This is a genomic window from Pseudomonas sp. R4-34-07 (assembly GCF_003852375.1).
Taxonomy (GTDB): domain Bacteria; phylum Pseudomonadota; class Gammaproteobacteria; order Pseudomonadales; family Pseudomonadaceae; genus Aquipseudomonas.
The window spans coordinates 3,827,085-3,850,434 of sequence record NZ_CP027760.1; the positions used below are offsets into that span (position 1 = coordinate 3,827,085).

Below are 23,350 nucleotides of genomic sequence, written 5' to 3' on the forward strand. Positions count from 1 at the left end.
GATGGCCAACAACCCACTGAGCAACCTCGCCGCGGCACTGACTCGCGATGCCGGCGCCCCGATCCTCCTCACCCGTGACTACCTGATCGCAGGCCTGGCGGATGCCGGCGTCAGCGTTTCCGACAACCTGGACAGCGATCTCAACGCGGCCTTCCAATCGTCTGTCGCCGGGTTGTCGATCAGCCTGACAGCGCAAAGCGTGCAACCGCTGAACCCGACCAGCCAGACGTTCAAGGCCACGGGCGTCAGTGCGCGGTTTCTGCAGCAGGACGTGCAGCAGGGGCTGGTGCTGACCTTCGGCCTGAGCGGCATCGACGGCGCGCAGGCCCTGAGCCTGGAGATCGTCACCACGCCGGCCAGTTGGACCTGGTCCGACCTGTCGAGTTTTGCCACCGGGATTCCCTTCAAGTGGGCAGCGATCAGCAACGCGGTGTTCACCTTCAATGACAACCTGGGTCCCTGCCAGGGTTTTGCCGCCAACCTGACGCCGCCCGCCCAGCTCAGCAATGCGGTCGCGGTGGTGCAGGGCCTGGGCTTTCCAACCCTGGCCCTGCCCTTCAGCGGCAGCATGGATTTCGCCAAGGTCGACGGGATCGATATCTTCATGCCGACCACGACCCTGCAGGCGCCTTTCCTCGGCACGGACAGTGGCCTGAAACTGTTGTACCTGAGTGTCGATGCGCCGGTTTTCGGGTTGATCATCGGCCCACCGGAACTGCAGGACGGCGACGACCCGGCGCAAGCCTTCTACGACCAGCAGGTCAGCCTGTACCTGGGCCTCGACCTGAGCCTGACGGACCAGCGCGGTCAATCCATCGACTACCAGATGCGCGCCCTGGCCCAGATCAACAATGGCAACGCGTTCAATTTCTACCTCGGTCACAGCGACGACGGCAGCGCCCTGTTGACCCCGGCCACGGTCATCGGACTGCTGGACAACAAAGGCAGTTTCTTCACGGGAACGCCACCAGTCTTGCAGCAGTTTCTCTCCGGGATCGGCCTGCGTAGCCTCAGCCTCAGCGGCACCACCAGCCCCAGCCTGGCCCTGAGCAGCGCCAGCGTGACCTTGGGCGCAGACCCGACGGTGATCAATGCCGAGCACCCTTGGGTCCCCTTGCAGGACCCGACCAACCAGTTGGTTTTCGGCGTCACCGATTTCGAGTTGGTGTGGGGCATCAACTATCTTCCCCAGGGCAGTGCCTATAGTTTTCTGTTCCAGACCCAGTTCCTGTTGTTACCCGAGGTGTTCAAGGGCAAGACCACCGGAGAAAACGGCCTGTTCTTCGTCCAATTCAATTCCGACCTCCAGCTGCTTGCACGTTTTGACGGTACCGCCAATCTCAACGACCTGATTGCCGCGCTCACCCTGGGTTTGATCCGCATTCCCAAAAGCTTCGTCGATGCCTCGCTGTCCGACGTAGGCCTGAGCCTTGACGTGGGCGCCAAGAGCTATGCCTTCAACGCCGGCTTCGAACTGGACCTGAACCTGTTCACGCTCGACGGCCTGCCGATACTCTCGGTCACCGACGGTCAGCTCTATATCAAGGCCACCACCCCCACCAGTGCCAGCGGTGTCGCCAATACCGCGCCGGTCACCACTTACCAGGCAGGCATCGGCGGACTGGTCGGCATCGGGCCGTATTTCGCCAACGCCAGCATCGACTATGACGGCACCGAGTCCCCAGCCACCTGGACCGTCGCCGCACGGCTGGCGCAACCGGTGGATGTGCAACAGCTGGTCAGCCAATTCCTCAGCTTCGGTGGCGCCTTCACATTCCCCGATTTCCTGCCCGGCACCCTGCTGGTCGACACGCTTGAGGTGGACGCCACTCTTGCCACCGGTGCGACGCCGATCGACCGCTACACCGTCGCCGGTAGCCTGCGCTGGACCTTCAACCTGGGCCAGGCCTTCAGCGTCGACACCCTGGCCACCCTGAGCCTGAGCTACGACGCCAGCAAACCCGCCCAGCAGCAGTACAGTGGCAGCGCCACTACGCTGTGGGATTTCAGTTTCCTCAACGACAGCGTGCTGCTGGGCTATAGCTTTGCACCCGACAATCAGGGCAGCAATGCCCAATTGAGCCTGTCCTGGGAAGGCTTGACGGCGATTTATCAGGTCGACAAGAAAACCCTGACCTTCACCCTGAAAAACTGGAGCCTGGGGCGTCTGATCCAGAAACTCATGCAGTCCCTGGGCGACCCCTACTTCACGCTCGACTCACCCTGGGACGTGCTCAACCAGGTCTCCCTCGACGGCCTGTCGCTGGTCATCAGCCTGGAAACCAGCAACGGCAGCACGCCGACCATCGCCGCCAAATACACCCTGGCGAGCAAGATCGACCTGGGCTTCATGAGCATCGACGGCCTGGTGTTCGAGCGCAAGAAGGTCGACGGCGTCGACAAAATCACCCTGGGCATCGACGGCTCCTCTGTGTTCAAAGGCAACAATCCCGAGGAACAACAGGACTGGAGCAACCTGCTGGATCCCCAGAAAGGCCAGCCCGTGGACAAGCTGCCTTCGGTTCCGGGCCAAGGTACGGACTATTTCAGCCTACCGTTGCTGGTACTTGGCCAACGCGTGGCCATCAGTGGCTACGACAGCTTCGCTAATACCAAAGCGGTGATCGACGCCTTGAAAGCGGTGCCTTCAACGACCGGTTCCAGCAACCCGCTGAACCCTGGCGACAGCGGTACCAAGGGCACGCCGTACTACAACCGCAACAGCGACTGGCTGATCGCCGGGCAACTGTTGCTGCTCAAGACCGGCAAGGACTGGACCGTCGACCTGATGCTGGTATTCAACGACCCCAACCTCTACGGCCTGCGCCTGGCCCTTGCCGGAGAGAAGGCCAAGGCGCTGGGTAATCTGGTGCTCGACATCCTCTACAAGAAAATCACCGACGATGTGGGCGTCTACCAGATCGAATGGACCTTTCCCGACAGCATCCGCAACCTGAATTTCGGTGCGGTATCGATCGTGCTGCCGGAGATCGGAGTGAAGATCTATACCAATGGCGATTTTTTCATCGACATCGGCTTCCCCTACAATCTCGACTTCAGCCGCTCGTTCTCGATTAGCGCGATCGTGTACGGCGTGCCAGTGCTGGGTGCCGGTGGTTTCTACCTGGGCAAGCTCTCGTCGGTCACCGCGACCCAGGTACCGAAGACCACCCAGGGCACTTTCGACCCGGTGATTGTCTTCGGCCTGGGCCTGCAACTGGGCCTGGGCTACAACTTCGTCAAGGGGCCGCTCAAGGCCGGCTTCGCGCTGACGGTATTCGGCATCCTGGAGGGCACTATCGCCGCCTTTCACGCCTATCGCCCGTCCACCGCGCTGGTCACGGCCAACGGCAGTGTGCAGGACGACTACTACTTCAAGATCCAGGGCACAGTCGGGGTCATCGGCCTGCTCTACGGCAGCATCGACTTCGCGATTATTTCGGCGGCGGTCAACGTGCGCATCACCCTGTCGCTCTCGCTGACGTATGAGAGCTACATGCCAATTCCTATCGCCGCCCGAGCCACAGTGGAAGTCAGCGTCAAGGTCAAGATCGACCTGGGATTGTTCAGTTTCAGCATCAGCTTTTCATTCCATGCCGACGTCTCGGCACGCTTTGAGATCAATGCCCTCAACAGCGGCCCGGCCCCCTGGGCCGAGCCGACCGCGCTGCTGGCTCGCCAGGCTCGGCATCTGCAGCTCGCCGGCCAGCGACGGGCCGTCACACCCAAGGCAATGTCGGTGCCGCGCAGTGCAACCAAGCCGGCATTGAACCTGTACGCGACGCCGCAATTCACCGTGATGTGCAACGAAGGCGTGAACAGCTACAGCGGCCAGCAAGGTGCTTTCGTGTTCCTGTTGACCATGGACGCACCGTCCCCGACTCAACAGACACGGCAGGCGGTTGGCTCCAGTAGTTTCGAACGCTTGTGCGCCGATTACCTGCCGTGGCTGATCGGCACCCTGGGCTCAGCCAGAAGCGAGCAGGACACCCTGGCCGACATCCTCGGCACATTGGTGGACAAGGCCCTGCTGGAGGTGGATATCGAACGCCTTGCCGACCTGGCCAACCCGCCGTTCGGCATCAGCGAGTTGTTGACGTTCCTGTCGTCCTTCGACGTCAGCATCACCTTGCCCGACGCTGCCAACCAGGCGCAGATCAAGCAGGTGCTGGAGGCCGGCTCGGTGCTGTTCCCGGTCTTCGACGGCCTGTCCCTGAACGTCCCCCTGGCGAACGCCGGTAGCGCGACCCTGGACTTTCTCCAGTACGTGGGCACCAACAGCACCTATCGCAGCAACGTCGCGCAGTTATTCAAGGAACTGGCGGCCGTTGTCACGGCCAAGGATGAGCGCAGCGCACCGTCGCTGCGCGCTGCAGACGATGCCAACGAATCGATGGCGGCCGTGATTTTTACCGATGCCTTCATGGTTATCGGCCGGCAACTGTTGCAGGTCGCCCTCAATGCCTTTGACGACTACGCCTATGCCACGGCCAACGGCAACTCCATCGAGCAGATCCTGCAATGGACCAATGAAGCGCGTGGCAACAGCCTGACCCTCGACGATATTGTCCGGCCCAATGCCGAAGTCGCCTTGACCGATGGGTTGACTCTGAACATCCCTCTGCCCGCCTGTACCCTGCAAAGCAGCGACACCCTGGCAACCGTCGCACGGGCCTGGTCCGACAGCGCCGTGCCAGCCCGTTGGACGACCACTGCGGCGGGTTTGATCCTGGCCAACGGCAACTCGACGGTGATTGCCGCCGGTCAACTCATCAGCCTGATGGTGGGCAACGACATTCACCAATACACCACGGGCCCCGGAGAAACGTTCAACAGCCTGGCCAGGGCCCTGGGAATCGACCTGCCCGCACTGGCCCGGGACAGCGCGCTGTACATCATGGCCGACCTGCTGTTGCCGGGCCAACCGTTGCTGCTGCCGAGCCTGGCGTACCAGACCGCCACCGGCGACAGCCTGAACAGCAGCGGCGCACGCTTCGGCGTGAGTGCCATGGCCCTGTTCAGCGATCCGCTGTCCGGCAACGTCAGTGTCGGGCCGCTATTTGCCACGCAACAGATCACCCTGACAGCCCTCGATAGCCTCTTTACCCAGGACCTGTGGGCCGTGGTGGTGGGCACCGATCAACTGGCCCAATTGGCCGGCATGCTTTCGCGCTTTTTGGCCTATGGCCTGCGCCTGCCGTCAAACCCGGCGGGCATGGGCGGCCTGAGCCTGGGCGCGCAATTTCTCTACCCAAACAACCAGAGCGCCTATGGTCTCTATCAACTGACCGGCCAGCAGTTCCCCACGCCAACCGACCAGATGCCCGGGACTGACTTCCCCATCAGCCTGAGCCGGGACGCCAGCAGCCATGGTGTCGACTTGTCGTTCGTAACGATCGCCGGCGGCAGCAGCGGCTCAATGAACCTGAATGAGGCCTACAGCAACCTTTGCGTGGTGCTGGCCTACGCGCAACGAGGCAAGTTCCAGCCAGCACCGAGCATCAGCCTGCTGCCGACCGTTGCCCGCAGCCCGAAAGACTATGCGGTTAAAAGCATCTCCCTGTGGTCGACCGCTGACCTGCAGCAGTTGCGTGACCTCTGCCAGCCGAACCTGCGAGCCTCAACCGAAGAGGCGCCCAGCGTGCAACCGATACTCTGGTCCCTGCCGGATGGCCTGGTCAGACTGAGCAACCAGCGGGTGGGCTGTCTCGCCCCGCAGCTGCCTGATCTCTCGCAGCAACTGCCCTACTTGCCGGCCTTCACTCCGTGGGAAGTTTCAACCGACCCCGCGACCCTCGAAACCACCCGCCGCGAAATAGCCTCCTACAGCTACGCGACGCGGGTGGACTTCACCATCAAGCGGCTGCCCCAGGCCCAGCCCGGCGTCATTGCCAGCGATGGCAGCAGCCTGGCGTATACCTACCAACTGCTCGGCCCTTCGGCTACCGATGCGCAATTACTGGAGCGCCTGTTGAGCGCGGTGAGCGAGCTGGGTACGTCAATCATCAGCGGCCAGTTCCTGCTGATGCCCCAGGGCAATGCCAAGGCCAGCAACCTGCTGAGTCAGGCACAGAGCGACTTCCTCGCGTTCCTGACGCAGACCAACCTGTCGACCGAAACCAACCCGCCACCCGACTTGATGACCCCGCGCACGGCCGACGACGCGGGGCCGCGTGGCATCCTCAATCCCCCCCAGGAAGTGGTAAAACTGCTCTGGGAACTGTCTACCGTCCGTTCGGGCGGCTACTACTTGAGCTATTACGACGTGATCGCCGCCAGCGGGTTGCCCGATGGGATTTTCGACGACAGTGGCACGGCGACCCTGACCCTGGTAATGACCTATCCACGGGGTGCCCTGCTAGGCCGCCTGTGCAACTTCATCAATGCCTTTGTCACCACCGATACGGTGATCCAGCAAGGCAGCCACATGGCCCTGCGCTCGGCCAGCACCGCCGGTGTCAGCCAGCCGACCCGCGCCAGTGACAGCCTGGAAAGCCTGGCGACGTTCTACGGTATCGGCTCCGGACGCATTGCCGAACTCAATCCGGGCGCGACACTGACCACGAACGCACAAGTACCGATAGACGGCATCATTCACTTGGTGACACCGGCCGATTCCAGCGCAGGCAATGGCGTGCCCGCGGCAATCCTCGACAATCTGGCCCGCTACTACTCGGTGGGGGTACGGCAACCGGTCAGCACCGCGCAGATCGCGGCCCTCAACCCCGGCGTCAGCGCCGCCAGCACCGTGGCGCTGTTCATCCCGGCACTGGTCTATGTCGTTGACGGCAGCCTTGCACCGGGCAACAGCCTGCGGTCCCTGGCCGACTACTACGGGCTCGATCTCGATGCACTGGCGGTCGGCGCCGAGCGGGTAGTCGGGCTGCTGGTGAGCGGCAGTGCATTGACGCTGGATACCCGGACCTTCGATTTGCAAGCGGTGTTCAATCAAGGCAATGCCGCTTTCAGTGTCCTGCGTGACAACCCGCCACCGGTGGATTCCCCGAGTGTGGACCCGGACGGTTATGCCAGTGCCTACCTGTACAACCTTTACTCGGTGCTGAGTGCAGGCATCGACGGCTCGCCCTGGTTCAGCGCCAGTGACCTGGCCCTGCCCTTCGGGCCACAGCGGCCGGACGTTGGAGCGGATGAGCTCGAGGCGCAAATCCATCGTCGAGCCATGCGCAACCCGCAGAGCCGGCGCGAGGCCCTCAACGCCCTGGCCGAGGACAGCCAGTACTTCTATCAGCAAACCCTTGGCCTGGCCCGGCGCGCCACCAGCAATGCCGCCCCGCAGCCGGTGGCCCCAGGCCTGCCGTCCGCCGCCGACAACCCCTATCGAGGTGTGGGCAGCTTCGCCCAGGTGAACCTCTCCTGGCTGGACATCTTTGGCAATATCACCGTGACGCCCTTCCAGCAGCCACCGGCCGGCTACAGTGGCAGCCTCAACCATCCTCCGCTGCCGTTGCGCTACAACGATCGCCTGATCGCCCTGTCGGCCTGGCCCAACACCCGCGCCTTCTACACCTATGAAGCCGCTGCCGGCGGCGTGCAACTGGTTATCCACCTGAGCCTCGACACCTCCAGCTACGACCCGGCCGGCGGCGGCGACATCAAGGTCCAGGCCGGTAAGGATCTGGAGATGTTCAGCCTGATCTACTACCAACTGAATCAGTCCTACCAGGACTTGAACCTGCCCTGGTGCAACGGCCGCGCGGTCAGCGTGGAACTGGTCAACAGCCTGTTCGCCCAGCCGCTGAGCCAGCTTGACGTCAGCCAGTCGCAGCCGTTGCTGGACTACATCAACGGAGTGATTCTGTACCTCGGGCAATTGATCCAGGGCGCCACTGCAGCACCACCCGCTACCGTGCGCCTGTGCCTGGCAGTGGATATCGATAACCTCGCGTCCGGCTCGATCCTGCCCCTGAGCCTGACCCTCAGCCTGCGGCGGGCCTCGACCCTGGTGGCGCCGGATGTCGCCGGTCTGGCAGGCGGCGTGGCGGTGACCACTACGCTGCTGCCGGTCCCCGATCCAGTGACCGCCAGCACCAGTGGATATAGCGTGTTCGCTGCAGCCTTCGAGGCGCTGTTCCTGCGCCCCGGCGCCTGGCTGACACGGGTCGGCAGCGGCACCGCAGACCCCGGCAGCACGCCGGACGGACGCAGCCAGACGCTGTGGGCCGTCCGTTTCGCCGAGCAGGACGGCGCGGCAGGTATTCGCTACCGCATCGATCCGGTCCCAGGCTACTTCGCAGCCCGGCCGATCGCTAACAGCCTGACCTCCGACAGCGTGCAGATCTACCCCACCTACCGGCCGGACCAGCCGTTCCCTGGCGATGACCTGGCGACACTCAACCTCACGGGCGTCGATCAGAACCTCTGGTTCGAAACCGCCCTCAAGGCCATCGACGGCTTCCTGTCACCGACCTATGCCCCCTCGGTGTTCCTGCTCGACACCCTGCTGGGCAGCAAGGACCCGCTCAAGGACGGTTATCTCGGCAAAATCCTCAGCGCCAAACAGGTGCTGGCTGACGATATCGCGTCCACCCTGGAACCGGTGCTATCGGCAGGTCCGCAAGACGGGGCAACCCTGGCCGCCGCGGCTGAAAAACTGCGCCAGAGCTTGCTCAACCAGCTGTACTCGGCCTACAGCACCACCGCTATCGTCGGCTTCTGCGTGCAAGGCAGCGCCACCGACCAAACGTTGTCGCTGTACGGCCAGCCGACCGTTTCGGGTTCCAGTCAGTCAACGCCCGGCACAGGGAACGACAACTACGCCTTCGGCAGCGGGCGCATTCGCTTGCAGGCTTCGGTTGGCGAAAGCGCCCTTGCGTTTGTGTTCAATTCGCGCAACGAGGCAGCAAGGAGCTATGTACCACTGGAACTGGCGTTGCAGGTCAGTCACCTGGAACACGACATGCGCAGCGTCCCGGGGATCAGCGGCTACGCCCAATCGAACTGGATTTCATTGATCTGCGGGCCATTGCTGATCCCCTTGGCCGGGGGGCAGACCATGAACCTGCCGGTGCTGCTGCGAGCCTTGCCTGAACCACCGACGGTCCAGAGCCAGACCGCGACAGCCTGGGCACAGCCGGCGCAAAGTGCTTCGGACCTGAGCAAGTGGACTTATGCCTTTGACTCCCTGGTCCGGGGTGCCGCCCAGGACAGCCTCAACGTCGCCATAGCCCTGAACACCCCGACAACCAACGGCGCGTTGCGCAGCACCGGTAAAAGCCTGGTCGCGGCATTGGCCCAGTTCGTCACTGTTTACCCGAGCATCGAAGTGGCCATGCAGCAAAACCTCACCGGGATCAATGTCAGCCAGCCGACCGAGCTGCAAATCGCTGCGGCCCAGCATGCGGTGGCGGCCTTCGTGTACATCGTCAAGGAGGTCACCGATGCCTACCATGCCTGGGCCAGTCCGATCCGCAGTAAAACCGCGTTTGTGCCTCCCCAGGCCCTGACATGCGCCTTCAGCCAAGTGCTCGCCGGGGTGATGGTCGACGGTCAAGAGGTAGCCGAGACCCTGCTGCTGGACATGACCATCAACGATGTGGCGGCCAGCTACGATCCAGGTACCGGCCGAATCAGCGCTACCCTGGCGCAATGGGGCGAGGTCAGCCTGCCGGCGCCACGGGTGGAAATAGATCCGACGCAGTACGAGGCGGTGAGTGTCATCGATCCGGACATCCCCGGGGCGGTCGCCTACCGTTATCGCCTCAAGAATGTGGTGCCGGCAAAATGGCTCGATTATGCGCAAGCGCTGCTGGTCAACGAGCGCCGCACCAGCCTGCCGGCCCTCAACGTGTTCGATCATCAGGACGCGTGGGCTTCGCTGTCGGTGGAGCGCAACCGCATCCTGTTCCCCGCCGCGCAGATCGGCACCTTGCACACCAACCCGCTGTTCCGCTTCTCCACACCGGTCGTGCGTTTTGTCGACAGCATCAGCCCCCACATCATCCAGGACAGCTTTTCCCTGGACAGCCTGCCAGTGGCGAAGGCGAGTCTGGAGGATTACTTGAATGTGTTTTTTGCCGCCCTGGGTTCAGGCAGCAACGGCACCACGGTCCAGGTGGGCATGGAGGGGCGCTACAGCTACGACATCGCCGGGCAGGGAGTCGTCGCGCGCACCGTGCTGCCGGCCGCGCTGATGTTGCCGGTGAGCACTTCGCTGAACACCCCGCCCGCCTTCATCAGCACGTTCAGCCAGGCCATCGATCGCTGGCGCCTGGCCGAAAAAGTCACTGTCCAGGGCAACGCCCGGGTCGAGCTGACCCTGCGCGCGTTCAGCGCCGACGATCCGACCCAACTGGCACAGGGAGCATTGCCCTCAGACAACCAGCCGCCGTTGCTGAGCATCGAAAATCTTTGGTTATCGGCCAACAAGGTTCCCCCGGAACAAGGAGGTCTATGAGGCAAAAACGCTGCTGACCAGGCAGGTCACTTTCAGCGGAGCAACGAGATGGTCATGAACCTGGCGTCGAGGCCATCCAGCTAGAACGTCCTGCCTATTGCGTCAAGTGGCGAACAGATCAGCAAGCGCAGGCGGAATGCCGTCTCTGTTGAAGTCCTTCAAGCGCTCACGCTCTTGCTCAGTGGAGTGCGCTGGGGTTTCCTGCTCGGGCTCTTTCTTCTTTTCTTCAGTCATCGCTATATCCTCTGGGTGGTAGCTGTTTCGGCACCTAGTGGAATCAGCAGTTCAAATCAATCCACTTGTAGTGGTCAACTAATCCCGGACACGACGTTCAGCTTTTCTTCGGCCCGAGCTCGCGCCAGCCCTCCGTTGAACGGATGCGGTCGAGTCCAGTTGTATCAATGCATCAAGAGGTTTTTAGCCGAAGTCGTGTCCTGACTTCAAATAGGTTTTCGCCCACTCACGGTAATTGTCCGAGAGTGTGTATTTAGAAAGCAGATCAGGAAGCGAAAGCTCGCTTCCCTCTGTGCCGCTTTGTTCGCGCAGCGCCTCGTAACTCGCTTTGATTGCGGCCAAAAATGGAGCATGCCCATTGACCACGATCCTCACATTGGCTGCGCTCAGTTTCTCAACATCGCTCAGTGCCGGGTTTCCATAATTGATCAGCATGATCGGCACGCAAAGATGCGAGGTGAGTGCCTCCAAATGTTGGAAGTCCTTTACTCCGACAAGGCAAATCGCGTCAGCCCCAGCCTTTTGATAGGCCGTGGTGCGTGCAATGCAGTTTTCCAAAGTGGTAACGGCCGCATTCGTACGGGCGATGATGCTGAGGGCATCATCTGAACGGGCAAACCGCGCAGCGTAAATCTTGCTTGCGGCTTCTTCCATTTCGATAAGTACGTGCGACTGCTCGTCGTATCTGGCCGGTAGGTGGGTGTCTTCCAGCGTCAGGGCAGCAACACCGGCTTTCTGCAGCTCGGTCACTGTTCGCATTACATTGAGTGCGTTACCAAACCCATGATCAGCATCCCCAATGATTGGGATCTGGCTGGCCCGACCGACTCTGGAAACCTGCTCGACATATTCATCAAGCGTGATCAGAGAAATGTCCGGAGCTCCGAGCACTTGAAGCGAGGCGACGGAGCCACCTTGAATGGCAACTTCAAAGCCAAGGTCGTATGCCATACGAACCGAGATAGGATCGAACACGGAAGCAGCAAATTTGCAGATGGTTCCCTGGAGTAAATCACCAAACGCCTCGCGCAGTTCATGATGTGATCGCTCAATCATTTTTGGCTCCATCAAGTTCTTACAAGTAATTTATTTTTCTCATTCGAGTTGAACGAAACCTGCAAGGCACTACCGGTCATATCCGTTTCTAAGGCGAGCTGACCGGCTCTCTTTGCAGGCTATTTCTGCGCCAGCAATGCCTTCCTGGCCGTCTTTTCGTGTTTCATAGCGGCAATCTCCCGCTCGCAGGCTTCGACGTCAAAGGAGTTGTCCCATTTGGCAATGGCGAGGGTGCCGATACCGTTGCCGATCAGGTTAGTCACGGCTCGCGCTTCGTTGAGGAATCGGTCGATGCCCAAAAGCAGGACAAGGCCTACCAACGGAATGGAGTGGATGGTTGTTAGCGTTGCCGCAAGGGTTATGAACCCGGCACCCGCTACGCCAGCGGAGCCTTTTGAGGTCAGCAGGAAGACACCCAGCAGAATCATCTGATCCATAAACGTCAGGGGCGTATTGGTTGCCTGTGCGATAAAAATCGCCGCCATGGTGAGGTAAATGCAGGTGCCATCTGCATTGAAGGCATATCCAGTGGGTAGCACCATGCCCACCACTGACTTCTTGCAGCCGAGCTTTTCAAGTTTCACCATCATTCGCGGAAGCACAGCCTCGGTTGAGCAGGTGCCAAGCGTGATGAGAATTTCATCTTTGAAATAACGCAGAAATTGCATCAGCGGCATGCCCGACCATCTGGCAACCGCTCCCAGTACGACCACGATAAAAATCAAGGTGGTGATGTAGAGCGCGACCAGCAACTGGCCGAGTGACAGCAAGGTACCAATGCCGTACTTGCCTATAGTGAAAGCCATCCCGGCGCCGGCACCAAGGGGAGCCAGGCGCATCACCATTGCCACGATCTTGAACAGCCCTTGCAGAAACAAGTCGATGGTATTGATCAGCGGTTTGCTGGTTTCGCCCATTTGAACGAGGGCAACGCCCATCAATACCGAAATCAGAATGACCTGAAGCATGACGCCATTGGAGAATGCGCCAATGAAGGTGCTCGGGATGATGTTGAGAAAGAAATCGATAGTGCCGCCCTGTTCACTGGCGGCTTGGCTGTACTTGGCGATAGCGCTGGCATCAAGCGTGGTAGCGTTGATATTCATCCCGGCGCCTGGCTTTACGACATTGACCACAATAAGGCCGATGACCAGCGCAATGGTTGAAAGGATTTCAAAGTAGAGCAGCGCCTTGACGCCGATCCGCCCGACCTCCTTGATGCTGCCCATCTTGGCGATACCCACCACGACAGTACCGAAAATAATCGGCGCCAACAGCATTTTGATGAGTTTGATAAAGCCATCCGCAAAAGGTTGAAGCCTGGCTCCGAATTGCGGTTCAAAGTGACCAATTGCAGCGCCGATGACGATACCGATCAGCACCTGCACATACAGCTGGCTGTACCAGCGGGACTTGGACATTTCCACGGTAGCACCTCATTTTATTTTTGTGATGGGCATGTGGTTTGGCGTCAGTAGATGACGCCTGAGTCTGCGGCCCCTTTAAAAGGAACCGCAGATCGGGGTTGATCAGCCTTCGCCTAACTCGCGCATGACTGCGTACAAGGCGGACTTGGCTTCGAAACCAACACCTGGAATATCCGGCAGGCCGACATAACCATTTTCCACCTTGATTCCGTCGGCAAAGCCGCCGAAAGGCTGGAACACGTCGGGGTAAGATTCGTTGCCACCCAGGTGCAGACCGGCTGCGATGTTCAGGGACATCTGGTGGCCACCGTGCGGAACTACGCGGCGGGAAGACCAGCCCATTTCTTCCATCACTTTCAGGGTGCGCATGTACTCCACGAGCCCATAGGACAGCGCGCAGTCGAACTGAAGAAAGTCGCGATCAGGGCGCATGCCGCCGTGGCGCAGAAGGTTACGAGCATCCTGGTGGGAGAACAGGTTTTCCCCGGTCGCCATAGGCAGCTCATAGTGATTGGCAAGCTCAGCCTGAAGTGCGTAATCGAGCGGGTCGCCGATTTCCTCGTACCAGAAGAGGTTGTACTTCTTGATGGCTTGCGCGTAAGCAATACCGGTCTGAAGATCGAAACGCCCGTTGGCATCGACCGCCAGTCGACGACCGTCCCCTACCACTTCGAGTACCGCTTCGATGCGGCGGATATCTTCGTCCAGTGGCACTGCACCGATCTTCATTTTAACAACGTCGTAGCCACGATCCAGGTAGCTCTGCATTTCTGCTTTGAGCTTGGTCTGGTCTTTGCCAGGGTAATAATAGCCACCTGCTGCATAGACCCAGACCTTGTCATCGGCCACGCCGTTACGGTAACGATCAGCCAGCAGGCGATAGAGAGGTTTGCCTTCGATCTTGGCGACGGCATCCCATACAGCCATGTCGATAGTGCCAACTGCTACTGAGCGCTCACCGTGACCTCCAGGCTTTTCGTTGGTCATCAGGGCTTTCCAGATGGCAAACGGATCCAGGTTGTTGTTTTCATGATCGACGAGTGTGTCTGGATCAGCTTCGGTGATACGCGCCAGGAAGCGATCACGCATCAAAGCGCCTTGACCATAGCGACCGTTGGAGTTGAAACCGTAGCCGATGACAGGTTTACCATCGCGAATTACATCCGTGACAACAGCGACGACCGAGCAGGTCATTTTGGAGAAATCGATATAGGCGTTGGCAATTGGGGAGGCAATAGAAACAGTTTTTTCGCGGATGTCTACGATACGCATAACGGGTTCCTCTTGTTGTTTGTGGCCACACGTTATGCTTTGCGATGACACCCGCCCAATGCTATTAATGCCGCGCCCTATGCACAGGAGGCATTGCCCTTGGAACTCGTTTGGCTTGAGGATTTTTCAGCGCTTGCGGAATACGGCAGCTTTGTTAGGGCGGCTGAAGCACGGCATGTTACGCAGCCAGCATTCAGTCGCAGAGTGCGCTCATTAGAGAATTGGATGGGGGTACAGCTGTTCGTTCGCACGCCTCAAGGTGCGACCTTGACCGAAGCAGGGAGGCAAATTCTGCCAAGTGCTCAGGAGGCCGCCAGGCGCTTGTACAGGATGCGCAACGAAGCTCAAGAAGTGGCGGGAATGGCCGCTAAATCGCTGCAATTCGCTGCAACCCACTCCTTGTCGTTTACATTTTTTCCAAGGTGGCTTCGAAGTGCAGAAAACGGCGCCCCAATCGAGGCTGTGCAATTGCACTCGGATAGTATGGCTGTCTGTGAGCAAATGCTAATACATGGACAGGTTCAGTTTCTGCTCTGCCACCGCCATCCCGACGTTCCCCCCTTACTGGCTCCTGACCAGTTCATGGGTAAGAAAGTTGGAGAGGATGTTCTCGTTCCTTTGGCGAGTGCTTCTGCCAACTTCGGCACCTCCCCAGCGGCATTGCCATATCTGGCTTACAGCCAGGAGTCAGGATTGGGGCGCATAGTCGCTCACCGACTGCGTGGCAAGGAAGATTACCTTCACCTCAAACCACTTTTCAGCAGCCACCTCGCGGCAGTTCTGATGTCCATGGCACTGGAAAGCAAAGGAGTTGCATGGCTGCCCAAAAGCCTCACCGAGCAAGAAATACTGGATGGCCGCTTAGTCAGAGCACTCGACGAAAGCTGGGATATCCCCTTGGACATTCATCTGACCCGTCCAATAGCGCCACTCAGTCAATCTGCCGAAGAATTCTGGGCGAGGATGGGCGGCTAGATCCATTTAGCTACCTATAGTTCTCATTCATCAATGGCATTCTAGTGGCTAACAAAACCAGATACGTCACGTATTCGTGAAGTATCTGATCACTGAATGGCCATTGTTTGAAGTCAGTAACCTGATTCATCAGATTATCGCCAAATTGAACCCAGACCTAGTCCAGGTGCAAGGTATCCGAGGTGCTATTCAGTGCGTCGGCCACCTGTCCTTTGCGCGGCTGATCGATTTACAGATAACGGTAGGGCCTTGGGTAAACATCGAGTGGTACTTCCTGCCCCCTGTCTCATGCCTTCCCAGAATCTATGCGCCAGCTAAGATTCCACCTAGAGCTAGCGGTTTTGCAGGGGTGAAAACCAATAAAAATAAAAAAGGGTCGCGAGATAAAATCTCGCGACCCTTTGAAATATATGGTCGGGACGGAGTGATTCGAACACTCGACCCCTAGCACCCCATGCTAGTGCGCTACCGGACTGCGCTACGCCCCGACTAGGCGTGTTACTGGGTTTGCTTCTTAACGAAGCGAACCGGAATATACCGCAAGCTTTTGAAATGTGGAAGTATTTTTAAAGCTTGAATCACTTCTTCAGCACCACCAGCACATCTTCGAGTTCGGAGATCATCTGGCGGATCATTTGCTTGTATTGGGTGGTGTCGTCTTTGGCTTCATCACCGGACATGCGCTGGCGTGCGCCGCTGATGGTGAACCCCTGGTCGTACAACAACGCGCGGATCTGTCGGATCATCAGCACATCCTGGCGCTGATAATACCGACGGTTCCCAGTGCGTTTGACGGGGTTGAGTTGAGGAAACTCCTGCTCCCAGTAGCGCAGCACGTGCGGTTTTACCGCACACAGCTCGCTGACTTCACCGATGGTGAAGTAGCGTTTGCCCGGGATGACGGGTAGTTCGTCGTTATGACTTGGTTCCAGCATAAGCCTCAACTCGGGCCTTCAACTTCTGCCCTGGACGAAAGGTGACCACACGGCGAGCCGTGATCGGGATTTCTTCTCCCGTTTTTGGATTGCGGCCAGGCCGCTGGCGTTTGTCCCGCAGGTCAAAATTGCCGAAACCGGACAATTTGACCTGTTCGTTGTCTTCCAGAGCGTGCCTGATCTCTTCAAAAAACAGCTCGACCAATTCCTTGGCCTCGCGCTTGTTCAGACCCAACTCTTCGTACAGACGTTCCGCCATCTCAGCTTTCGTCAAAGCCCCCATACGTCACTTCCTTAACGTGGCGTTCAACCTTTGTTCGAGCGAGGTGAGGATATTTTGTGTCGTGGTATTCACCTCATCGTCATTAAGAGTGCGCGATGGATGCTGCCAGGTCAAGCCAACCGCAAGGCTTTTTCTATGCGGATCAATGCCTTTACCCTGATAGACGTCAAATAGCCTGAGGTCTGTCAGCCATTCCCCTGCATTTTCACGGATTACATCCAGAACGGCAGTGGCGGCGACTTCACGATCGGCAATCAGGGCCAGGTCGCGGCGCACTTCAGGGAAGCGTGAAAGCTCGCTGAATTTAGGCATTTTGCCCGAAGCCACTTCAGCCAGCACCAGCTCGAAAACGAAGACTGGTCGGTCCAGCCCTAGGGTTTTCGACAGTTCCGGGTGAATGGCACCGACGAAGCCGACCAAACGACCTTCGCGCTCGATACGCGCCGTCTGGCCTGGGTGCAGTGCAGGGTGTTTGCCTGGCAGGAACGTGAAGGCGTCCAGCGCACCGGCAAAGCCCAGTACCGCTTCCACGTCAGCCTTGACGTCAAAGAAGTCCACGGCATCGCGGCCTTGTGCCCAACCTTCCGGCAGGCGGCTACCGCAGACCACACCCGCCAGCATCGGCTCTTGCTTCAAGCCATCGAGCTGACCGACAAAGCGCAGGCCGCTTTCGAACATGCGCACGCGATCTTGCTGACGGTTCAGGTTGTGGGACAACGCCTTGATCAACCCTGGCCACAGTGACGAACGCATGGCCGCCATATCGTTGGAAATGGGGTTGGCCAGCAACAGCGGCTCGACACCTGGATTGAACAGCTCGAACTGCTTTGGATCGATGAAGCTGTAAGTCACCGCTTCCTGATAACCACGGGCAACCAGCAGGCGACGCAGTTCCGGCAGATGTGCACGGGCTTCAGCTTTCGGCTGCGGGGCCAGACGCGCTTGCGGGTAACGAACCGGCAGGCGGTTGTAGCCGTACAGGCGGGCCAGTTCCTCGATCAGGTCGACTTCCAGGCTGATATCGAAGCGATGGCTTGGCACTTCAACGTGCCACTGCCCTTCCCCACCCGCAGAAATGGCGAGGCCGAGGGCCGATAGCAGTTGCTCAATTTCGGCTGGCTCGATCACCAGGCCGAGCATTTGCTCAACGCTTTTGGCGCGCAGCGTGATTGGCGCAACGGACGGCAGGTACTGTTCGCTGACAGTCTCGGTGATCGGGCCGGCTTCGCCACCGGTGATTTCCAGCAGCAGGCCAGTGGCGCGCTCCATGGCTTCACGGGCCAGTTTCCAGTCCACGCCACGCTCATAGCGGTGCGACGCATCGGTGTGCAGGCCGTATGAGCGGGCCTTGCCGGCGATGGCGATCTGGTCGAAGAACGCGCTTTCAAGGAAAACGTCGCGAGTGGTCGCCGATACGCCGCTGTGCTCGCCACCCATTACGCCGGCAATCGCCAAGGCACGGGAGTGGTCGGCGATGACCAATGTGTCGGCGCGCAGGCTGACTTCCTGGCCGTCGAGCAGTACCAGCTTCTCGCCTTCCTCTGCCATGCGCACGCGGATGCCGCCATTGATTTCGGCGAGGTCAAACGCGTGCAGCGGCTGGCCCAGCTCCAGCATCACATAATTGGTGATATCGACGGCCGCATCGATGCTGCGCACGTCAGCGCGGCGCAGGCGCTCGACCATCCACAGCGGAGTCGGCCTGGACAGGTCGACGTTACGGACCACACGGCCCAGGTAACGTGGGCAGGCGTTTGGCGCCAGCACTTCAATCGAGCGCACGTCGTCGTGCACGGCAGGCACGCTGGCAACCACCGGGCGGGTAACAGGCACGTTGTAAAGCGCGCCCACTTCACGGGCCAGACCGGCCAGGGACAGGCAATCGCCACGGTTCGGGGTCAGGTCGACCTCGATGCTGGCGTCTTCCAGCTCCAGGTAAACACGGATGTCCTGGCCCACTGGCGCGTCGCCCGGCAGTTCCATCAAGCCGTCGTTACCCTCGCCTACCTGCAGCTCGGCCTGGGAGCACAGCATGCCGTTGGACTCGACGCCGCGCAGCTTGGCCTTCTTGATCTTGAAGTCGCCCGGCAGTTCGGCACCGATCATGGCGAACGGAATCTTCAGGCCCGGGCGCACATTGGGCGCTCCGCACACGACCTGGAAGGTTTCGGCGCCATTGCTGACCTGGCACACCCGCAATTTGTCGGCATCCGGGTGCTGCTCGGTGCTCAGCACCTCGCCCACCACCACGCCGCTGAATACACCGGCGGCCGGGGTAACGCTATCGACCTCAAGACCGGCCATCGACAGACGCGCAACCAGCGCGTCGCGATCTACCTGCGGGCTTACCCAGCCACGCAGCCATTGTTCACTGAATTTCATCCTGCTCTCCTAAAGATTCGTTACGACTAGCGAAATTGCGCGAGGAACCGCAAGTCGTTGTCGAAGAACAGACGCAAGTCGTTCACGCCGTAACGCAGCATGGCCAGACGCTCAACGCCCATGCCGAAGGCAAAGCCCGAAAACTTTTCCGGGTCGATCCCGGACATGCGCAGCACGTTAGGGTGGACCATGCCGCAGCCCATCACTTCCAGCCAGCCGGTCTGCTTGCACACGCGACAGCCTTTACCGCTGCACATCACGCATTCCATATCGACTTCAGCGGACGGCTCGGTGAACGGGAAGAAGGACGGACGGAAACGCACCGCCAGCTCTTTCTCGAAGAACACCCGAAGGAACTCTTCGATGGTGCCTTTGAGGTCGGCGAAATTGATATCGCGATCAACCAGCAGGCCTTCGACCTGGTGGAACATCGGCGAATGGGTAATATCAGAGTCGCTCCGGTACACACGGCCTGGGCAGACGATGCGGATCGGCGGCTTGTTCGCTTCCATGGTGCGGACCTGTACCGGCGAGGTATGGGTGCGCAACAACATGTTCGCGTTGAAATAAAAGGTGTCGTGCATCGACCGGGCCGGGTGATGGCCTGGGATGTTGAGCGCCTCGAAGTTGTGATAATCGTCTTCGACCTCAGGGCCTTCGGCAATGCCGTAGCCAATGTGGGTGAAGAACTGTTCGATACGTTCCAGAGTCCGGGTGATCGGGTGCAAACCGCCCGAGGCCTGGCCACGGCCAGGCAAGGTCACGTCAATGGATTCGGCGGCGAGCTTGGCCGCAAGATCGGCCTCCTCGAGCGACGCCTTGCGCGCATTGAGAACCTCGGTGACGCGCTCCTTGGCAACGTTGATCAGCGCACCGACCTGCGGGCGCTCTTCAGCCGGCAAATTCCCCAGGGTCTTCATCACCTGAGTCAATTCACCCTTTTTACCAAGGTAGTGAACCCGGATTTGCTCCAGGGCATTGATATCTTCAGCGCTTTGCACAGCCTCAAGAGCTTGAGCGACGAGCGCGTCCAGGTTTTCCATGTACAGACTCCAGATACAAAATAGGGGAAGAGCTTGAAGGCTCTTCCCCTATTTATGACGTTTACCACCTTGGGCTACAGGAGTAACCCAGGGTGACTGTCGGGGGTACTTAAGCCAAGGAGGCTTTAGCTTTCTCGACAATCGCAGCAAACACCGCTTTTTCGTTCACGGCCAGTTCAGCCAGAACCTTACGGTCGATTTCGATGGACGCTTTTTTCAGGCCAGCGATGAAACGGCTGTAGGACAGACCGTTAACACGTGCACCAGCATTGATACGAGCGATCCACAGGGCGCGGAACTGACGTTTTTTCTGACGACGGTCACGGTAGGCGTATTGGCCTGCCTTGATTACCGCTTGTTTGGCAACACGGAATACGCGTGAACGCGCGCCGTAGTAGCCTTTAGCAAGTTTCAGAATTTTTTTGTGACGTTTACGGGCAATGACGCCACGCTTTACACGAGCCATGAGTTACTTCCTCTATTCTTGATCCAAAATTAACGAAGGCGCAGCATGCGCTCGACTTTTGCCACGTCAGACGGATGCAGCAAGCTGCTACCGCGCAGTTGACGCTTACGCTTGGTCGACATTTTGGTCAGAATGTGGCTCTTGAAAGCGTGCTTGTGCTTGATACCGTTAGCAGTTTTCAGAAACCGCTTAGCAGCACCACTTTTAGTCTTCATCTTTGGCATGTTCGGATACTCCGCATTCAGTTGATAAACATAATCAGAAGGCCTGCCGTGCCCTGTTGATTACTTCTTCTTTTTCGGGGCGATGACCATGATCAGCTGGCGTCCTTCCATCTTAGGATGCTGTTCGACCGAACCGTACTCGAGCAGGTCAGCTTCAACCCGCTTGAGGAGTTCCATCCCCAGCTCCTGGTGGGCCATCTCACGGCCGCGGAATCGCAAGGATACCTTGGCCCTGTCCCCATCACTCAGGAAACGTACCAGGTTGCGCAGTTTTACCTGGTAATCCCCTTCCTCCGTCCCTGGACGAAACTTGATTTCTTTTACTTGAATCTGCTTCTGGTTCTTCTTCGCTGCGGCAACCTGTTTCTTCTTCTCGAAGATCGACTTGCCGTAGTCCATCACCCGGCAAACGGGTGGGATTGCATCGGCGGAAATTTCCACCAGGTCCAGCTTGGACTCTTCTGCAATACGAAGCGCTTCATCAATCGAGACGATGCCAATCTGCTCGCCATCAGCGCCAATTAACCGAACCTCGCGTGCCGAGATATTCTCGTTGATCGGGGCTTTCGGTGCAGCTCGTTTATCTTGTCTCATTTCACGCTTAATAATAATTACTCCGAATCTGGGCGACCACGCCGGGAAACCGCTTGCGCGAGGAACTCAGCGAACTGGGCGACGGGCATCGAGCCCAGGTCAGCACCTTCACGAGTACGCACAGCGACAGTCTGCATCTCGACTTCCCGATCTCCGATAACCAAAAGATAGGGAACCTTGAGCAAAGTATGCTCGCGGATTTTAAAGCCGATCTTTTCATTTCTCAAGTCGGACTTGGCACGAAATCCGCTTTCGTTGAGTGTTTTTTCAACCTCAGCGGCAAAATCTGCCTGTTTATCAGTGATATTCATGATCACTGCCTGAGTCGGAGCCAGCCACGCTGGGAATGCACCCTCGTAGTGCTCGATCAGGATCCCGACGAACCGTTCGAAGGAGCCGAGGATCGCCCGGTGCAGCATAACCGGGTGTTTACGGCTGTTGTCTTCGGAGACGTATTCGGCTCCCAGACGGATCGGCAGGTTAAAATCGAGCTGCAGGGTACCACACTGCCAGACACGGCCAAGGCAATCTTTCAGCGAGAACTCGATCTTCGGACCGTAGAACGCGCCCTCCCCCGGCTGCAGGTCGTACGCAAGGCCCGCGCTGTCGAGTGCGGCGGCCAGTGCAGCTTCGGCGCGATCCCAGAGCTCGTCGGAGCCGACGCGCTTTTCCGGACGAGTGGACAGCTTCATCTCGACCTCGGTGAAACCGAAATCGCGGTAAACGTCCATGGTCAACTTGATGAACGCGGCGGATTCAGCCTGCATCTGCTCTTCGGTGCAGAAGATATGGGCGTCATCCTGGGTGAAGCCGCGCACACGCATGATGCCGTGCAACGCACCCGATGGCTCGTTACGGTGGCAGGCACCGAATTCGGCCAGGCGCATCGGCAACTCGCGGTAGCTCTTCAGGCCCTGATTGAACACCTGCACGTGGCACGGGCAGTTCATCGGCTTGATGGCGTAGTCGCGGTTTTCCGACTGGGTGGTGAACATATTGTCGGCGTAGTTGGCCCAGTGCCCGGATTTCTCCCACAAGCTGCGATCAACCACCTGCGGGGTCTTGATCTCGAGGTAACCGTTTTCACGCTGAACCTTGCGCATGTACTGCTCGAGCACCTGGTACAGGGTCCAGCCGTTCGGGTGCCAGAACACCATGCCCGGCGCTTCTTCCTGGAGATGGAACAGGTTCAGGCGCTTGCCGATCTTGCGATGGTCGCGCTTCTCGGCCTCTTCGATACGCTGGATATAGGCAGCCAGCTGCTTCTTGTCAGCCCAGGCGGTACCGTAGATCCGCTGCAACTGCTCGTTCTTCGCGTCGCCGCGCCAGTAGGCGCCGGACAATTTGGTCAGCTTGAACGACTTGAGAAAGCGCGTGTTCGGCACGTGCGGGCCACGGCACATGTCGACGTATTCTTCGTGGTAGTACAGGCCCATGGCCTGCTCGTCCGGCATGTCTTCCACCAGGCGCAGCTTGTAGTCTTCGCCACGGGCAGTGAACACATCAATCACTTCGGCACGCGGGGTGACTTTCTTGATGACGTCGTAATCTTTTTCGATCAGCGCGTGCATGCGCTGCTCGATCGCCGCCAGGTCGTCCGGTGTAAAAGGACGCTCATAAGCGATGTCGTAATAGAAGCCTTCGTCGATGACCGGGCCGATCACCATTTTCGCGGTGGGGTACAGCTGCTTGACCGCGTGGCCAATCAGGTGCGCGCAAGAGTGGCGAATGATCTCCAGCCCCTCTTGATCCTTGGGCGTGATGATCTGCAGGCTGGCATCGGCGGTGATCAGGTCGCTGGCGTCAACCAGCTTGCCATCGACCTTGCCGGCCACGGTGGCCTTGGCCAGGCCGGCACCAATGGATGCGGCGACTTCGGCTACGGAAACCGGATGATCGAACGAACGTTGACTGCCGTCGGGTAGAGTAATAGTTGGCATGGCGCCTCCTCTCCTAGTGGTGACCCCTACCAAAGGTCACGTGGGTTGGGATGAGCCAGTACAAGATCCAACACCAGGCCGCTCAATACTGAACGCCTGCCTTAC

The 23,350-nt window shown here is 59.1% G+C and carries 14 protein-coding genes and 1 tRNA gene; 2 read left to right on the forward strand and 13 right to left on the reverse strand.

Features of this window, described 5'->3' with window-relative positions:
* The first annotated feature begins 1 nt into the window (after window position 1).
* On the forward strand, window positions 2–10,414 hold the full coding sequence (locus C4J85_RS17585) for a peptidoglycan-binding protein (protein ID WP_124410349.1): 10,413 nt from the start codon (window positions 2–4) through the stop codon (window positions 10,412–10,414).
* Between the two features lie 102 nt (window positions 10,415–10,516).
* Here C4J85_RS17585 and C4J85_RS27760 read toward each other — a convergent pair whose 3' ends face one another.
* From C4J85_RS27760 to C4J85_RS17605, 4 genes are all read right to left on the reverse strand, one after another.
* Window positions 10,517–10,648, reverse strand: coding sequence for a hypothetical protein (locus tag C4J85_RS27760; protein ID WP_256657788.1), 132 nt, complete (start codon window positions 10,646–10,648; stop codon window positions 10,517–10,519).
* Window positions 10,649–10,831: 183 nt separating this feature from the next.
* Window positions 10,832–11,704, reverse strand: coding sequence for an oxaloacetate decarboxylase (locus tag C4J85_RS17595; protein ID WP_124410351.1), 873 nt, complete (start codon window positions 11,702–11,704; stop codon window positions 10,832–10,834).
* 119 nt (window positions 11,705–11,823) lie between these two features.
* Window positions 11,824–13,131 (reverse strand): C4-dicarboxylate transporter DctA, encoded by a 1,308-nt coding sequence (dctA, locus tag C4J85_RS17600; RefSeq protein WP_124410352.1) that lies wholly within the window; start codon window positions 13,129–13,131, stop codon window positions 11,824–11,826.
* A gap of 102 nt (window positions 13,132–13,233) precedes the next feature.
* Window positions 13,234–14,403 (reverse strand): mandelate racemase/muconate lactonizing enzyme family protein, encoded by a 1,170-nt coding sequence (locus C4J85_RS17605; protein ID WP_124363494.1) that lies wholly within the window; start codon window positions 14,401–14,403, stop codon window positions 13,234–13,236.
* 99 nt (window positions 14,404–14,502) lie between these two features.
* On the opposite strand from C4J85_RS17605, the gene C4J85_RS17610 reads away from it, so the two are divergent.
* Window positions 14,503–15,378 (forward strand): LysR family transcriptional regulator, encoded by an 876-nt coding sequence (locus C4J85_RS17610; protein WP_124410353.1) that lies wholly within the window; start codon window positions 14,503–14,505, stop codon window positions 15,376–15,378.
* A 411-nt stretch (window positions 15,379–15,789) separates the two neighbouring features.
* Here C4J85_RS17610 and C4J85_RS17615 read toward each other — a convergent pair.
* The 9 genes from C4J85_RS17615 to thrS form a co-directional block, all read right to left on the reverse strand.
* A tRNA-Pro gene (locus C4J85_RS17615) sits at window positions 15,790–15,866 on the reverse strand.
* A gap of 90 nt (window positions 15,867–15,956) precedes the next feature.
* Entirely contained in the window at window positions 15,957–16,313 is a 357-nt protein-coding gene (locus C4J85_RS17620; RefSeq protein WP_003219935.1) for a MerR family transcriptional regulator, read from the reverse strand.
* Window positions 16,294–16,596, reverse strand: a complete 303-nt coding sequence (gene ihfA / locus C4J85_RS17625; protein WP_002553164.1) for an integration host factor subunit alpha — start codon at window positions 16,594–16,596, stop codon at window positions 16,294–16,296. Before ihfA ends, C4J85_RS17620 begins: the two co-directional genes overlap by 20 nt.
* A 3-nt stretch (window positions 16,597–16,599) precedes the next feature.
* On the reverse strand, window positions 16,600–18,978 hold the full coding sequence (pheT, locus tag C4J85_RS17630; protein WP_124367642.1) for a phenylalanine--tRNA ligase subunit beta: 2,379 nt from the start codon (window positions 18,976–18,978) through the stop codon (window positions 16,600–16,602).
* A 26-nt stretch (window positions 18,979–19,004) separates the two neighbouring features.
* Complete coding sequence (gene pheS, locus C4J85_RS17635) at window positions 19,005–20,021, reverse strand: phenylalanine--tRNA ligase subunit alpha (RefSeq protein WP_124410354.1); 1,017 nt, start codon at window positions 20,019–20,021, stop codon at window positions 19,005–19,007.
* 109 nt (window positions 20,022–20,130) lie between these two features.
* On the reverse strand, window positions 20,131–20,487 hold the full coding sequence (rplT, locus tag C4J85_RS17640) for a 50S ribosomal protein L20 (RefSeq protein ID WP_005789679.1): 357 nt from the start codon (window positions 20,485–20,487) through the stop codon (window positions 20,131–20,133).
* Between the two features lie 29 nt (window positions 20,488–20,516).
* The gene (gene rpmI / locus C4J85_RS17645) at window positions 20,517–20,711 is read right to left on the reverse strand and encodes a 50S ribosomal protein L35 (RefSeq protein WP_002553160.1); all 195 of its coding nucleotides are present in this window, start codon (window positions 20,709–20,711) and stop codon (window positions 20,517–20,519) included.
* A gap of 60 nt (window positions 20,712–20,771) precedes the next feature.
* A complete protein-coding gene (gene infC / locus C4J85_RS17650) occupies window positions 20,772–21,323 on the reverse strand; it encodes a translation initiation factor IF-3 (RefSeq protein ID WP_015884933.1) in 552 nt (183 codons plus the stop codon).
* Window positions 21,323–23,245: a threonine--tRNA ligase gene (thrS, locus tag C4J85_RS17655; RefSeq protein WP_124367643.1), complete on the reverse strand. Its 1,923-nt coding sequence runs from the start codon at window positions 23,243–23,245 to the stop codon at window positions 21,323–21,325. The genes infC and thrS overlap by 1 nt, the downstream gene beginning before the upstream one ends.
* Window positions 23,246–23,350: the final 105 nt, after the last annotated feature.

Excerpts from the sequence above, each read along its gene's own strand:
- C4J85_RS17585 (WP_124410349.1), top strand. The coding sequence starts at position 2 with ATGGCCAACAACCCACTGAGCAACCTCGCCGCGGCACTGACTCGCGAT.
- C4J85_RS27760 (WP_256657788.1), bottom strand. The coding sequence starts at position 10,648 with ATGACTGAAGAAAAGAAGAAAGAGCCCGAGCAGGAAACCCCAGCGCAC.
- C4J85_RS17595 (WP_124410351.1), bottom strand. The coding sequence starts at position 11,704 with ATGATTGAGCGATCACATCATGAACTGCGCGAGGCGTTTGGTGATTTA.
- C4J85_RS17605 (WP_124363494.1), bottom strand. The coding sequence starts at position 14,403 with ATGCGTATCGTAGACATCCGCGAAAAAACTGTTTCTATTGCCTCCCCA.
- C4J85_RS17620 (WP_003219935.1), bottom strand. The coding sequence starts at position 16,313 with ATGCTGGAACCAAGTCATAACGACGAACTACCCGTCATCCCGGGCAAA.
- ihfA (WP_002553164.1), bottom strand. The coding sequence starts at position 16,596 with ATGGGGGCTTTGACGAAAGCTGAGATGGCGGAACGTCTGTACGAAGAG.
- pheT (WP_124367642.1), bottom strand. The coding sequence starts at position 18,978 with ATGAAATTCAGTGAACAATGGCTGCGTGGCTGGGTAAGCCCGCAGGTA.
- pheS (WP_124410354.1), bottom strand. The coding sequence starts at position 20,021 with ATGGAAAACCTGGACGCGCTCGTCGCTCAAGCTCTTGAGGCTGTGCAA.
- rplT (WP_005789679.1), bottom strand. The coding sequence starts at position 20,487 with ATGGCTCGTGTAAAGCGTGGCGTCATTGCCCGTAAACGTCACAAAAAA.
- rpmI (WP_002553160.1), bottom strand. The coding sequence starts at position 20,711 with ATGCCAAAGATGAAGACTAAAAGTGGTGCTGCTAAGCGGTTTCTGAAA.
- thrS (WP_124367643.1), bottom strand. The coding sequence starts at position 23,245 with ATGCCAACTATTACTCTACCCGACGGCAGTCAACGTTCGTTCGATCAT.